The sequence below is a fragment of the Microbacterium testaceum genome, assembly GCF_029761935.1.
GTDB classification, from domain to species: Bacteria; Actinomycetota; Actinomycetes; order Actinomycetales; family Microbacteriaceae; genus Microbacterium; species Microbacterium testaceum_A.
This window is the reverse complement of sequence record NZ_CP121699.1, coordinates 1,503,361-1,517,648: the sequence shown is the minus strand read 5'-3', so window position 1 is coordinate 1,517,648 and position 14,288 is coordinate 1,503,361. Positions and strand designations below refer to the sequence as shown.

Sequence of the window (14,288 nt, the reverse complement as noted above, 5' to 3'; positions counted from 1 at the left end):
CGACTCGGCCGTGCCTGGATCAATGGAGACGTGACCAGCACGATCCCCACCGTTTCCCTGAGAACCCTCGTCCAGACGGACAAGACGCTCCGTCGCCTGCTGACGATCACCCTGGTCGACACCCTCGGTCGCGGCGCGTTCTTCACCCTCACCACGCTCTACCTCACGCTCATCGTCGGCCTCGAGCCGGTCACGGTCGGAATCGGCCTCACGATCGCCGGCGCGGTCGGTGTCGCGAGCTCGCTTGTCTTCGGGCACCTGTCCGATCGCTTCAGCGCGCGCACGATGCTCGTCGTGCTGCACGTCGTGCAGGGCGGCGCCCTCATCGGCTACCTGTTCGTGCGCGATCTGCCCACGCTCGTGGTCGTCGCATCTCTCGTGCTGCTCGCCCAGCAGGGCGGCGGCAGCGTGCGCTCGTCCGTGGTCGGCCGCGCGTTCCGCGGCGAGGATCGCGTGCGGATCCGCGCCACGATGCGGACCGTGACCAACGTCGGCATCGGGGTCGGAACCGCGATCGCGGCGATTCCCCTGGCACTCGGGACGCCTTTCGCCTTCCACCTGACGATGACTCTCGCCGGGTCGCTCTTCCTGGCCTCCGCGGTGCTCGTCGCCGGCCTGGACCCGGCGCGCGTCGACGTCGTGGTCACGGCACCTGACTCGACGGCCGCCGCCGCGGGAGGCCGGAGTCCTTACCGCGACCCACGTTTCCTGTGGCTGACCGCTCTGATGGGGGTCTTCGGCATCCAGTTCGGGGTCTTCGAAATCGGTGTGCCGTTGTGGGTCGTCGCGCACACGATCGCCGCCGACGTGGTGGTGAGCCCGCTCCTGCTGGTCAACACGATCGTCGTGGTGCTGCTGCAGGTGCGGATGAGCCGCGGCACCGGAACCTTCGCGGGCGCGGGACGCGCGATGACGCGCGCCGGGTGGCTGATGGTGGCGGCGTGCGCGCTGTGGGCGAGTGCCGGATGGGTCGGGGGAGAGGGCTGGGGGCCCGCAACGCTGGTGATCGTGGTGCTTCTGGCGGCCGCCGTCGTGCACTCCCTCGCCGAGATCATGTCGAGCGCCGCGGGCTGGAGTCTCAGCTTCGACCTCGCCCCGCAGGAGCGTATGGGCAGCTACCAGGGCGTCTACGGCACGGGGTACGCGGTGGGGGCGATGTTCGCGCCCGCCGTCGTGACGCTGACGGCGATCGACCTCGGGACGGGCGGGTGGGTCATCCTCGCCGCCATGTTCGCCGGAGCGGCGGCGGGCGTCGTGGTGATCGCCCGCCGGGCGGCATTGAAGGCGGACGCCGCGGGGTAGCGCCCGCGGTCGCCGTCACGAAAACATGACGCGGCGTCGAGAACAGGACGGTTGCGCCGCCAGTTTTGGCCTGTTCCGGGGGCGTTCCCTGTCTTCGAGACGCGCGCGGACAGATCAGAGCGCACGGATGCCATACCCCGACCGCACCGCCAGCTCGACGAGCAGCCGGCCTCAGTCCAAAACGTCGCCCAGGTCGTACGAGGTGACGGTCTCGAGCTGCGCGAAGGTGCAGGAGCGGGCGTCGCGGTCGGGGCGCCAGCGGTCGAACTGCACGGTGTGGCGGAAGCGCTTGCCCTCGAGCTGGTCGTAGCGCACCTCGAGCACGAGCTCGGGGCGCAGCCGCACGAATGACACGTCCTTCGACGCCGAGAAGCGCGAGCGGTCGGTCTCGCCGACCACCGCCTCGCCGTCGGCGTCGCGCTCCACCAGGGGCGCAAGCTCGTCGATCAGCTCTTTGCGGCGCTTGTCGGTCCACGCCGAGACCCCGCCGACGCCGTGCAGACGGCCTTCGTCGTCGTAGAGGCCGACGAGCAGCGAGCCCACGCCCTCGCCCGACTTGTGGATGCGGTACCCGAGGGCGACGACGTCGGCGGTGCGGGCGTGCTTGATCTTGAACATCGTGCGCTTGTTCGGTGCGTACGGCTGGGCGAGGGGCTTGGCGATCACGCCGTCGAGGCCCGCGCCCTCGAACTCGGCCAGCCAGCGGCGGGCGAGGTCGGGGTCGTCGGTCGTGCGCGTGACGTGCACGGGATGCGGCACGGCACCCAACAGGTCTTCGAGCTGCGCCCGTCGCTCCGAGAACGGATCGTCCTGCAGGTCGCGGTCGTTGCGGGCGAGCAGGTCGAACGCGATGAACATGGCCGGGGTCTCTTCGGCGAGCATGTTCACTCGCGAGGCCGCGGGGTGGATGCGCTGCGAGAGGGCCTCCCAATCGAGGCGCTGCTCGCCCTCCGCCCCACGGGCCACGACGACCTCGCCGTCGATGAGGCACGGCTCGGGCAGCAGCTCGGCGAACGCCGCGACGAGCTCGGGAAAGTAGCGGGTGAGCGGCTTGGCGCCGCGGCTGCCGATCTCGACGTCGGTGCCGTCCCACGAGATGAGGGCGCGGAAGCCGTCCCACTTGGGCTCGTAGCTGAAGCCGCCCTCGACCTTCGCGTGCTCGGGCACCTCGGGCACGGACTTCGCCAGCATCGGCGCCGGGATGTCGTACGGCACGGGCGTCAGCTCTCGTTACCCGACAGGGGGACGGGATCTTTACGCTTCTTGCGGCGCGCCCACTCGGCCGGCTTGTCGGGGCCGTTCCAGACGGTGATGATGCCCCACACCACGGCGGTCAGGGGCACGGCCAGCAGGGTGCCGAGGATGCCGCCGATCGCGGTACCACCGGCCAGCACGACGAGCACGACGAACGAGTGCAGCTTCATCGAGCGACCCATGAGCACCGGCTGGAGGAAGTTGCCCTCGAGCTGGTTCACGAGCACGACGATTCCGACGACGATGAGGGCCACGATCGGACCGTTGGTGACCAGCGCGACGAGCGCGGCCAGGATGCCGGCGGTGACCGCACCCACGATCGGGATGAACGCGAGCAGGAAGACGAGCACGGCCAGCGGCAGCGCGAGCGGCACCTGCAGGATCGCGAGGCCGATGCCGATGCCGATCGCATCGACGGCGGCGACGGATGCCGTGCCGCGCACGTACGAGCCGAGGACGGTAACGGTCTTGTCGCCGATGCGGCGCGCCCGCTCGTAGTCGCTGCCGTGGAACGGACGAAGGACGAACTCCCACATGCGCGGGCCGTCTTTGAGGAAGAAGAAGAGGATGACGACCATGAGCACGAAGCCCGTCACGAACGAGGCGACCGCGCTCACGCCCGCGAGTGCGCCGGTGCCGAAGGACGAGCTCGTCACGAAGTCCTGAATACCCTGGATCGCCTGATTGACCTGGTCTTGAGAGATCGCGAAGGGCAGCGTGTGGTACCAGTCCTGAGCCTGCTCGAAGCCTTGCACCGCCTGCGAGCTGAGGTAGTCCCACTGGTTGATGACGGCGTTCGCCACGAGCCAGCCGAGGCCGGCGAGCACCACGACGACGGCCAAGAGCGTCAGCAGCGTAGCGATGACCGCGGGCACGCCCTTGCGGCGCATCCACATCGTGACCGGGCCGAAGGCCGAGGCGAAGATGAGCGCGAGCACGAGCGGGATGATGACGAGCGTCACCTGCTGGATGCCCCAGATGATCCCCGCGACGAGCACCACGACGACGATGATCTGCACGGCCCGCACCGCGAGGCGGCCGAACCCATCAGCCCAGAGGCTCTTCGGCGGAGTCTGGACGGCCTGCGCGACGGAGGTGATGGCGTCGCGCGGCGCGGGGTGACGAGAGAACAGGCCCATGCTCACAAGGTAGCGGGGGCCTCCGACATGGGTGCGGAGGTTGCGCGCCATCCCGGGGGCGGATAGGGCGACGGATGCCGGGATCCCCGGCGTTCCGCGGGCCGCAGGCCCGCGCGGGCCCGCTCAGACCGGCCACGGCATCTGAGACCGAACGCGCGCGACGTCATCGAGAGGAGTCGGCCGCCGGTCACCCGGCATCCGGGATCAGACGAACGCGCTCATGCCCGTGATGTCGCGGCCGAGAAGCAGCGCCTGGACGCTCTCGGTGCCCTCGTAGGTGTGGATCGCCTCGATGTCGGCCATGTGCTGCATCACGCCGTTCTCGAGCAGGATGCCGTTACCGCCGAGCAGGTCGCGGGCGATCGCGGCGACCCGGCGCGCGGCCCGGGTGTTGTGGTATTTCGCCAGCGACGCCTGAGTGGGACGCAGGCCGCCCGACGACTCGAGGTCGGCGAGACGGCGGCAGTACAGTTGCATCGCGGTGAGCTCGTCGAGCATCTGTGCGAGGCGCTCCTGCACCATCTGGAATTTCGCGAGGGGCTTTCCGAACTGCATGCGCTCGGTGGCATACGTCCGCGCGATCTCGTAGCAGGCGGTCGCGTGGCCGAGCGCCGACCAGGCGACGCCCGAACGCGTCGCGAAGAGCACGACCGACGCGTCCTTGAAGGTGTGAGTGCCGGGCAGCACGGCATCCGCGGGAAGACGCACGTCGTCCATCGCGATGTGAGCCTGGTGGATGCCGCGGAGCGACACCTTTCCGGTGATGACGGTGCCCGTGTAGCCGGGGGTGTCCTGCTCGACGAGGAAGCAGCGCACGTTGCCGTGGTCGTCGCCGCCCTCGTTCTCGACGCGGGCCCAGACGAAGGTGATGCCTCCGGAGGCGCCGTTGCCGATCCACTTCTTCGTGCCGCTGAGCGACCAGCCGTCGTCGGTGCGCGTCGCGGTGGTCTCGAGCGAGACGGAGTCGGAGCCGTGGTCGGGCTCGGTCAGCGCGAAGGCGCCGAGGACGGTGCCGTCGGCGAGGGGCTTCAGCCAGCGCTGCTGCTGCTCGGGCGAGCCGTAGAACGCCAGCGTCCGCAGCGCGAGTCCGCCCTGCACGGCGAGGGCGGTGGCGAGGGAGCCGTCGTGGCGCGAGATCTCCATGTTGACCAGGCCCGCGGCCAGGGGCGAGGTGTAGGGCAACTCGTCGTGCTCGATGCCGTCGGTGAACAGCTCGAGCTCGCCCATGCGCTTCACGAGGTCGATCGGGTAGCTCGCGGCATCCCATTCACCCTGCATGCGCGTGCCGACCTCGTCGGCGAAGGCCTTGGCGGTGTCCCACACGGCGCGGTCGGCGTCGGGGATGTCGGCGAACACCGCGTAGTAGTCGGTGTCGCGGCGACCGAGCAGGTCGTAGTGGGCGACGCGCTCACCGGGGAGCGTGCGGGCATCGGCGTCGATGGTCATGGTTCCCAGTATCGCGCATGTTGGTACTCGGTGTCACGGTTCTGGTAGCTCATCGCACGATGAGTGTCCAGAACACGCGGACGATTTTCGGAAGTGTCCGGGCGTCTCGGACACTCAACGGTCAGGCGGGGCGGCCGAGCGGGCGGCCGCACCCCCGCGCTCAGTCCCCGAGCGCCGCGCCCCGAACTCAGTCCCCGAGCGCCCCGCGCAGCCGCCGCGTGACCTCCGCCGCGGGCATGCGCCGCGGGAACGCCGCGACGATCAGGTCGTCTCCGGCCGCGTCGTCGCCGTCGGGGTGCACGCCGTAGCGGCGCAGCACATCGTCGAGGGCGCGACGAAGAATGGATGCCGGCACCCGCGCACCCCGCATCAGCCGCCGCAGCACGTGGTTGTGCACCGCCGTGACCGAGGCCGCGAAGCCGACGGCATCCAGCGGGTCGAGACCGGGGAGCGCCTCACGCAGGTATTCGTCGAAGAGGCGTTCGTAGCGGAACACCGTGACAATCTCGCGGTCGCGCAAGCCCGGGATCTGCCGCACGATCGCGTAGCGGCGCCGGGCGAGCTCGGGGTCGGCGGCGAAGTGCCGGAACACCCGCACCGATGCCTCGCACACCGCCGCCCAGGGGTCGTCGTGCGGCTGCGCGAGGTACGCGCGCGTTTCGGTGAGCAGCACCTCGTGGTCGGCGAAGACGACGTCTTCTTTCCCCCCGAACTGCCGGAAGAACGTCGACCGCGACACTCCCGCCGCTTGCGCGATCTGCTCGACGGAGGTCTGGTCGTAGCCGTGCTCGACGAACAGGTCGATCGCGGCGGACACGACGGCCGTCCGGCTCGAGGGGGCGGCGCTGTCGGTCACGTCCCGAGCCTATCGACGGGGCACGGCCGCTCGCGTGAGGGGTCGGAAAGTGTCGCCCAGATCGATCCTCGGCGACACTTCTCGACCGCTCACGCGGCGATAGACGATTCGGACGATGGAGGCAACCGGATGCCGAGACCCCCGCGCCCGCGATGGGATGAACGCATGACCTCCTCCCTGTGGCACCGCGACCAGACGTCCCTCGACGGGACGCCGTTCGAACCCGACGCGCGGCACGACGTGGTCGTCGTCGGGGCGGGGATCACCGGCCTATCGACCGCGGTGATGCTCGCCGAAGCGGGAGTCGACGTCGCCCTGGTCGACGCCGGCGAGGTGGGCCAGGGGGCGACCGGGGCGTCGGTGGGGATGGCATCCCTTCTGCAGGGGACGACCCTCGCGGCGCTCCGCGCGCATCACCCGGCCGGGCTCGTGAAGGCCTACGTCGACGCGAACCGCGCGGGGCAGGAGTGGCTCGCGGAGCGCGCCGGTGCCGCCGCCGACCGGCGCACCGCCTTCACGTTCGGTCGGGGCATCGCGACCGATTCGGCGATCGACGCGGTGCGCGACGCCGCGCGCGAGGCGGGGCTTTCCGTCCGCGAAGACGCCCCCTCCGACCTCGGCGGTCGCACGCCCGTGCGAGCCCTCGCCCTCGACGATCAGCTCGCCCTCGACCCCGCGGCGCTCTCGCGCACGCTCGCCGAAGCAGCCCTCGCGGCCGGGGCGACGCTGCACACGGGCGTCCGCGTGACCGACGTGCACGCCCTCCCCACGGGTCGTGTCGACACCGATCACGGCAGGATCTTCGGCGACACCGTCGTTCTCGCCACCGGCACGCCCATCGCGCGCCGCGGCCTCTACGACCTCAAGACGCGCGCGCTGCGTTCGTGGGCGATCGCGTTCGAGATGGAGGGGGATGCCGAGGCCCCCGGTGGCATGTGGAGCGAGGTCGGCGCCGACGGCCGCAGCGTCGTCGCGGCACCGTCCTCATTCGGACGCGGTGTTCTGCTGGTGACCGGGGCGCGGCATCCGGTCGGCTCCGCCCCCTCGGAAGTCGCTCTCGCCGAAGGCCTCGCCGCCTGGGCCCGTCGCACACTGCCGGTCGGCGCCGAGATCGCTCGCTGGTCGGGCCAGGACTACCAGTCGCACAACCTCGTGCCCTTCGTCGGAGGGATGCCGAGAGGCCTCGGACGCCTCCGCTTCGCCACCGGATACGCGGGGTGGGGGCTGACCAACGGCCCCGCCGCAGCGATGCGGTTGACCGACGAGATCCGCGGGGTCTCGCGCAGCGACCGCCCGCAGTGGATGCGCACGATCGGCACCCGCATGACCGTTCCCGCCGACCTCGGCCGGGGGATCGGCGAGGCGGGGCGGCGCGTCGGCGTGGCCGCGGGGGCGTTCGCTGCGGCGGCTCCGGCGCCGGTGAAGCGGCCGGCCGAGGGCGCCGGTCTGGTGTCGCGGCAGGGGCTCCGGACCGCGGCGGTCTCGACGATCGAGGGACAGACGCGCGCGGTTGTCGCCCCGGCCCCGCTCACCTGGAACGACGCGGAACGCTCCTGGGACAGCCCCGTCGACGGCTCGCGCTACGCGCCGGACGGCACGCGGCTCGAGGGCGCGGCATCCGCCGATCTGGGCGTTCGGGCGCGCTGAGGCGCCAGCGGTCGCGGTGAGGCGCCGAGACTGCATCTCGCTGACACATCGGCTGCAGGATGACGCTGAGTTGTCAGCGAAGTGCAGTCTCGAGGGCCCGGTGTCAGCTCTTCGCGCCGGTCAGCGCGAGCGCCCCACCCAGGCCGATCATCATGAACCCGCCCGTGCCCGAGAGGGCCGACAGGCGCTTCGGCGACCCCGCGAACCAGGTGCGCGCGGTGCCGGCGGCGAGGGCCCAGGTCGAATCGCAGACCAGAGCCAGCACCTGGAAGATCAGGCCCAGCGCGAGCAGCTGCAGCCACACGGCTCCCGCGTGCGGGTCGACGAACTGCGGCAGCACGGCGACGAAGAACGCGATCGTCTTGGGGTTGGTGACGCCGACGACGAAGCCCTGACGCAGGAGGGTCCAGCGCGACTTGGGGCTCGGCGCGGGGCCGGCGACGTGATCGCGGCGGTGACGGATCGCCTGGATGCCGAGCCACACCAGGTACGCCGCCCCGACGATTTTGAGCACGGTGAACGCCACGATCGACGAGGCCACGATCGCCCCGATGCCGAACGCCGTCGCGAGGATCGCGGGGATGTTGCCGATCGCGTTGCCGAGCACGCTGAGCAGCCCCGCACGGCGGCCGAGCGCGATGGAGCGCCCGATCACGAACAGCACGCCGGGACCCGGGATGACGATGAGCACGAGCGACGCCGCGACGAAGGCCAGCAGGTTCTCGATCGGAGGCATGCGTGAACTGTACTGCCGTCGCGTTTCGGAGTCGTGTCGCGCGTGGCGGGCGGTCACGAGGGGATTCCGGATGCCGCGACCACGCTGCTGCGGCGGTTGAGTTGCCGCGAATGGTCGGTGTGGGGTGCGCGGGCAGCCACATGGGGCAAGTGGGGCGACCGTTGGGCGGGCTGCGGCGGTTGAGTTGCCGCGGATGGTCGGTGTGGGGTGCGCGGGCAGCCATGTGGGGCAAGTGGGGTGACCGTCGGGCGGACCGCGGCGGGTGAGTTGCCGCGAATGGTCGGTGTGGGGTGCGCGGGCAGCCATGTGGGGCAAGTGGGGCGACCGTTGGGCGGACTGCGGCGGATGAGCTACGTCCTCACGCCGGAACGGCCTCGCGCGCCAGCAGCTCGGTGATGCGCCCGACGCAGCCGCCGCAGCCGGTGCCGGCGCGGGTCGCGGACTTCACGCACGCGACCGTCGGCTCGCCCGCGGCCACGGCCTTGCGGATCGCCCCCGCGCTCACCCCGTTGCACCAGCACACGGTGGCATCGGCGGCGAAGGGATCGCCGACGGCGGGCATTCCGGCGTCCGCGGCGTCGAGGCGCAGCAGCCATGAGCGGTCGGCGGGCAGCTCCGACCCGCGCTCGAAGAGCAGCGTGAGCTCGGCTCCGGTCCGCGGCATGCCGACCGCGACGAAGCCGGTCAGCACGCCCTCGACGGTGACGAGTTTCATGTAGGCGCCGCGCGCGGGGTCGGCCCAGAGCGTGACCTGGGGGCCGTGGCATCCGGGAGCGTGTGAGAACGGATCAGCGTCGACCGCGCCTCCGGCGACCACGTCGATGCCCTCGGCCTTGAGCATCACCACGCCGGGGCGTTCGACGGAGGCGGGTCCCTCGACCCCCGACGACAGCAGCGCCGCGAGGCGGTCGGCCTGCCGCCAGCCGGGTCCGACGAGTCCGCTCGGGCCGCCCGGCACGCGGCCGTCGGGCTCGGCGTCGGCGGGATCGGCAACGTGCGCGCAGTCGCCGATGGCGAAGACGGTCGGGTCGCTCCACGAGCGCGACGCCGCGTCGACGAGCACGCCGGCCGAGGTCGCGAGGCCCGAGAGCGACGCGAGCTCGGTGCGCGCTCCGACGCCGCACGACAGCACGAGCAGGTCGCCCGCGAGCACCTTGCCGTCGGCGCAGACGAGTCCGTCGAACCAGGCCTGACCGTGATCGTCGTAGCGCTGCACGATGCTCTCGGCGCGCGCGTGGTGCATCATCTCGACGCCCACGGCGCTCGCCGCGGCGGCGAGTACGCGTCCGCCGTTCTCATCGAGCGTCCGGTTCATCGGGGCGGCTGAATGGTACGCGACGACCACCTCGGCGCCCGCTTCGGCGGCGGCGAGGGCGAGTTCCATGCCGAGCACTCCGGCGCCGAGCACGACGATGCGCTGACCCGCCGAGACCGCCGCGCGCACGTGCTCGGCGTCGGCGAGATCGCGCAACGCCACGACGCCGCGGGGGAGCGGAGCGGTGCCCTGATCCAGGGCGGAGGGATCGGCCGGCCGCGCGGACCGGTGCCGTTGCGCCCGCTCGAGACCGGCGAGCGTGGGCACATTCGCCCGCGCACCGGTGGCGAGCACGAGTCGGTCGTAGGGGATCCGGATGCCATCGTGCAGGCGCACCACCCGAAGATTCCGGTCGACGCCGACCACCGTCGTCCCGAGCGCGAATCGCACGCCCGCGTCTTCGGCGACGCGGCGGTCGCTCATGTCGAGCCCGTCGCGATCGGTGCGGCCGACGGCGTACTCGGCGAGCAGCACGCGGTTGTAGACGTCGTGCGGCTCGGCGCCGATGACGGTGAGATCGATGCGCCCCTCACGCACCGCGGGCAGGAGCCCTTCGACCAGCCGCGCCCCGACGGGGCCGTAGCCCACCAGCACCACACGCTCAGACATGGGTCTCCTCCTCGGTGCGCGACGACGCAGTGCTCGACGACGCGGCGCTCGTCGACGGTCCGCTCGGCGATGTCGCGCCCGCCAACAGCGCGCCCGCCAGTAGCGCGCCCGGCGCCGCACCTCCCGAGACGCCGACGAGCGCGGGCGCGACCCCCGGGTGCTCCGCCACCACGACCGGCGCAGCCGAAACGTGATGATCCGCCGGGGTCACGGCATCCGGAATCGCCTGCACCCGAACCCGCGTGCGCTTGAACTCGGGCATGGCCGAGGTCGGGTCGACGATCGCCTCAGTCAGCCGGTTGGCGCACCCCTCGCCCGCGTAGTGGAACGGCAGGAAAACGGTGTCGTGGCGGATGTCGGTGGTCACGCTCGCTCGCGCGCGCACGGTGCCGCGCTCGTTCGAGACGGCGACGAGGACTCCGTCGCGGATGCCGAGCCGAGACGCCGTCGCGGGATGGATCTCGAGCCGCGCCTCGGGGCGGGCGTCGTTCAGCTCGGTGACGCGGCGGGTCTGGGTTCCCGACTGGTACTGCTGCAGGTACCGGCCCGTGGTGAGGGTGAGGTCGGCGCCGCGGTCGGCGGGGGTCGGGGGAGTCGCCTCGACGGGGACGAGCCGCGCCCGGCCGTCGGCGTGGGCGAAACGCTCCGCGAACGGACGCGGTGTGCCCGACGAGCGGTAGGGCCAGTACGCCTCGACGCCGGTGTCGAGCAGCGCGTGCGAGAGGCCGGAGTAGTCGGCGATGCCGCCCTCGGAGGCGCGGGCGAGCTCGTCGAAGACGTCGGCCGGATCGATCGACCACGTGGATGCCGCTCCCAGACGCCGCGCGATCTCGGCCAAGATCCACAGCTCGCTGCGGGCGCCCTCGGGTCCGGGCAGGGCGCGCCGGCGGCGGATCACGCGACCCTCGAGCGAGGTCATCGTGCCCTCCTCTTCGGCCCACTGCAGCACCGGCAGCACGATGTCGGCGAGCTCCGCGGTCTCGCTGAGGAAGAAGTCGCAGACGACGAGGGAGTCGAGGGCCTGGAGCTGCTCCCGCAGCGCGTCGACGTCGGGTGCCGAGACGACGACGTTGGAGCCGGCGACCAGCAGTGTCTTCACCGGCCCGCCCAGTTCGCCGAGCAGGGCGGTGGCCGGGATGCCGGCATCCGGAAGCTCGTCGGCTTCCACGCCCCACACCCCGGCGACGTGCCGACGCGCTTCGGGGTCGCGGATGGAGCGGTAGCCGGGCAGCTGGTCGGCCTTCTGGCCGTGCTCGCGTCCGCCCTGGCCGTTGCCCTGGCCGGTGAGGGTGCCGTAGCCCGAGCCCTCGCGGCCGACGAGACCGAGCACGAGCGCGAGGTTGATCGCGGCGGTCGCGGTGGCGGTGCCGTCGACGTGCTGTTCGACGCCGCGTCCGGTGAGGATGTACGCGCCGCCCGCGGCGAGGCGTCGGGCGATTTCGCGGAGCTGCACCACGGGGACGCCGGTCGTTGAGGATGTCCGCTCGGGCCACCATGCGGCGACCGATCGCCGCACCGCGTCGAACCCCGTCGTGCGCTCCTCTATATAGGCGCGGTCGGCGAGGCCCTCGGCGAGGGCGATGTGCGTGAGTCCGAGCAGCAGGGGCAGGTCGGTGCCGGGCGCGGGTTGCAGGTGCGTGCCGGCGCCGTCTTCGGTGAGGCGCGCGGTGGCCGAGCGGCGCGGGTCGACGACGATGAGTCCGCCCGCGGCGCGCGCCCCGGCGAGGTGCGCGAGGAACGGCGGCATGGTCGCGGCGACGTTCGAGCCGAGCAGCAGAATCGTCCGGGCGTCGTCGAGGTCAGTGACGGGAAACGGGAGGCCGCGGTCCATCCCGAAGGCCCGATTGGATGCCGCGGCCGCCGACGACATGCAGAAGCGGCCGTTGTAGTCGATGCGCGAGGTGCCGAGCGCGACGCGGGCGAACTTGCCGAGCTGGTAGGCCTTCTCGTTGGTGAGTCCACCGCCGCCGAAGATCGCGTTGGCGTCGGGGCCGTGGGCGGCTCTCGTGTCGCGGAACGCCGTGGCGACGGCATCCAATGCCTCATCCCAGGTGGTCTCGGCGAGGGTGCCGTCGGGGCACCGCATCAGTGGCATCCGGAGTCGGTGGGGGGATGCCAGGAGCTCCGCCGACGTCCAGCCCTTGGCGCAGAGTCCTCCCCGGTTGGTGGGGAAGTCGCGGCCGCTGACCGTCGTGTGGCCCGCGTGGCTGACGGTCATGGCGCACTGCAATGCGCAGTAGGGGCAGTGGGTGTCGGCGGAGCTCATGGGGTCAGATCCGCGTTCCGGTCTTCTTCGACATGCGGAGGTATACGCCCGCGGTGAGGGCGAGGAACGCGACGTAGGCGAGGGCGAACCAACCGAGGGCGGGGGTGTACGAGCCGAACGTCGTCTTCGAGAAGCCGAGCAGCTGCGGGATGAAGAAGCCGCCGTACGCGCCGATTGCCGAGATGAGGCCGAGAGCCGCGGCGGCCTTGCGCTGCGCGCCGACGCCGCCGTTGGCCTTGAGGGCGAAGATCGTTGGGATCATGCGGTAGGTCGAGCCGTTGCCGATGCCCGCCGCCGCGAACAGTACGAGGAAGCAGAGCAGGAAGATCGCGAAGTTCTGCGTCGGCAGGGTGAGGATCACGCTCAGGATGCCGAGACCCATCACCGTGAACGCGCCGATCGTGATGACCGTGCCGCCGAAGCGGTCGGCGAGCTTGCCGCCGTAGGGCCGGGCGAGCGAGCCGACGAGGGCGCCGAGGAAGGCGAGGGTGACGGTCGCCGTGCCGATCGCGATGCCGGTGAAGTCGGGGAAGGTGTCGGCGAGCAGCTTGGGGAAGACGCCCGCGAAGCCGATGAACGAGCCGAAGGTGCCGATGTAGAGGACGGCGAGGATCCACAGGTGCGGCTCTTTCAGAGCGGCGAGGGATGCCGTGATGTCGGCCTTCGCGGCGGAGAGGTTGTCCATGCGGAGGTAGGCGCCGATCATCGCGACGAGGATCAGCGGCACCCAGATGAGGCCAGCGAGCGGCAGGTTGAGGGTCGCTGCGGCGCCGACGGTGATGACGATGGGGACGACGAACTGCGCGACCGAGGCGCCGAGGTTGCCGCCGGCGGCGTTGAGTCCGAGGGCGTATCCCTTCTGCGCGGCCGGGTAGAAGAACGTGATGTTCGACATCGAGCTCGCGAAGTTGCCGCCGCCGAAGCCGGCGAACGCGGCGATGAGGAGCAAGAGGGCGAAGGGGGTCTGCGGGTTCGACACCGCGATGGCGAGGCCGATGCTCGGGATGAGCAGAAGGCCCGCCGAGACGATCGTCCAGTTGCGGCCGCCGAAGCGGGGAACCATGAACGTGTAGGGGATGCGCAGCGTCGCGCCGACGAGGCTCGGCATCGAGATGAGCCAGAAGATCTCGCCCGTCGACAGCTGGAAGCCGACGGCCGGCAGCGAGACGACGACGACGGACCACAGCTGCCAGACGACGAACCCGAGGAACTCGGCGAAGATCGACCACCGCAGATTGCGGGCGGCGATGGCCTTGCCCTCGTTGGCCCACTGGGTGGGGTTCTCGGGGTTCCAGTTGTCGATCCAGCGGCCGGGGCGGTGGGTCAGTTCTACGCTGGCTGCTTCGGGCGGTGCCGTGGTGGCTTCGGGGCGCGGGTCGGTGACGGTCACGGGGGTCCTCCGGTGGGCGATGCGGGGGAGGTGCAGCGCCTCGCATGGGCGGGGCGTGCCGTCAGCGTAGGGAGGAGGCGTTACCCGGGACCGCGTCGGGAGGGGCGGGGAGGTAACGGTTGTCTCACCCGCGGTGGGGGTGGGGGAGAGGGGGAGTTTACGTAGGCGTTACATGCAGGTCGGCGCGGCGAGCTCAAGGCGGAGGGGAGGCTGGCCTCTCCTCTGATGTTCTCGGCGGACCACGGCCATGGTTCCCGCCCCTGTCCAGGACGGACCACCCTTCGCTTCAACAAATGTTTAAGATGGGTGTACACGGACTGGGGGTGAA

The 14,288-nt window shown here is 71.3% G+C and carries 10 protein-coding genes; 2 read left to right on the top strand and 8 right to left on the bottom strand.

Translation table 11 applies throughout. The annotated features are described in order from the left end of the window. Positions 1 to 30 precede the first annotated feature (30 nt). On the top strand, positions 31 to 1,302 hold the full coding sequence (locus tag QBE02_RS07350; RefSeq protein WP_279367726.1) for an MFS transporter: 1,272 nt from the start codon (positions 31 to 33) through the stop codon (positions 1,300 to 1,302). A 171-nt stretch (positions 1,303 to 1,473) separates the two neighbouring features. Here the strand turns inward: QBE02_RS07350 and QBE02_RS07345 are convergent, their stop codons facing one another. The 4 genes from QBE02_RS07345 to QBE02_RS07330 form a co-directional block, all read right to left on the bottom strand. Then, complete coding sequence (locus tag QBE02_RS07345) at positions 1,474 to 2,517, bottom strand: ATP-dependent DNA ligase (RefSeq protein WP_279367725.1); 1,044 nt, start codon at positions 2,515 to 2,517, stop codon at positions 1,474 to 1,476. A gap of 5 nt (positions 2,518 to 2,522) precedes the next feature. Further along, positions 2,523 to 3,695, bottom strand: a complete 1,173-nt coding sequence (locus QBE02_RS07340; protein WP_279367724.1) for an AI-2E family transporter — start codon at positions 3,693 to 3,695, stop codon at positions 2,523 to 2,525. Positions 3,696 to 3,899: 204 nt separating this feature from the next. After that, positions 3,900 to 5,141 (bottom strand): acyl-CoA dehydrogenase family protein, encoded by a 1,242-nt coding sequence (locus tag QBE02_RS07335; RefSeq protein ID WP_279367723.1) that lies wholly within the window; start codon positions 5,139 to 5,141, stop codon positions 3,900 to 3,902. Between the two features lie 187 nt (positions 5,142 to 5,328). Beyond that, entirely contained in the window at positions 5,329 to 5,997 is a 669-nt protein-coding gene (locus QBE02_RS07330; protein ID WP_279367722.1) for a TetR/AcrR family transcriptional regulator, read from the bottom strand. Between the two features lie 165 nt (positions 5,998 to 6,162). On the opposite strand from QBE02_RS07330, the gene QBE02_RS07325 reads away from it, so the two are divergent. Beyond that, positions 6,163 to 7,644 (top strand): FAD-dependent oxidoreductase, encoded by a 1,482-nt coding sequence (locus QBE02_RS07325; protein WP_279367721.1) that lies wholly within the window; start codon positions 6,163 to 6,165, stop codon positions 7,642 to 7,644. 103 nt (positions 7,645 to 7,747) lie between these two features. Here the strand turns inward: QBE02_RS07325 and QBE02_RS07320 are convergent, their stop codons facing one another. From QBE02_RS07320 to QBE02_RS07305, 4 genes are all read right to left on the bottom strand, one after another. Next, a complete protein-coding gene (locus QBE02_RS07320) occupies positions 7,748 to 8,380 on the bottom strand; it encodes a LysE family translocator (RefSeq protein ID WP_279367720.1) in 633 nt (210 codons plus the stop codon). Positions 8,381 to 8,738: 358 nt separating this feature from the next. Further along, complete coding sequence (locus QBE02_RS07315; protein WP_279367719.1) at positions 8,739 to 10,304, bottom strand: FAD-dependent oxidoreductase; 1,566 nt, start codon at positions 10,302 to 10,304, stop codon at positions 8,739 to 8,741. Next, complete coding sequence (locus tag QBE02_RS07310) at positions 10,297 to 12,570, bottom strand: molybdopterin oxidoreductase family protein (protein WP_279367718.1); 2,274 nt, start codon at positions 12,568 to 12,570, stop codon at positions 10,297 to 10,299. The genes QBE02_RS07315 and QBE02_RS07310 overlap by 8 nt, the downstream gene beginning before the upstream one ends. Before the next feature lie 4 nt (positions 12,571 to 12,574). After that, positions 12,575 to 13,960 carry an MFS transporter gene (locus QBE02_RS07305; RefSeq protein WP_431844585.1) on the bottom strand — a complete coding sequence of 462 codons (1,386 nt, stop codon included), beginning with the start codon at positions 13,958 to 13,960 and terminating at the stop codon, positions 12,575 to 12,577. Between the last annotated feature and the right edge of the window lie 328 nt (positions 13,961 to 14,288).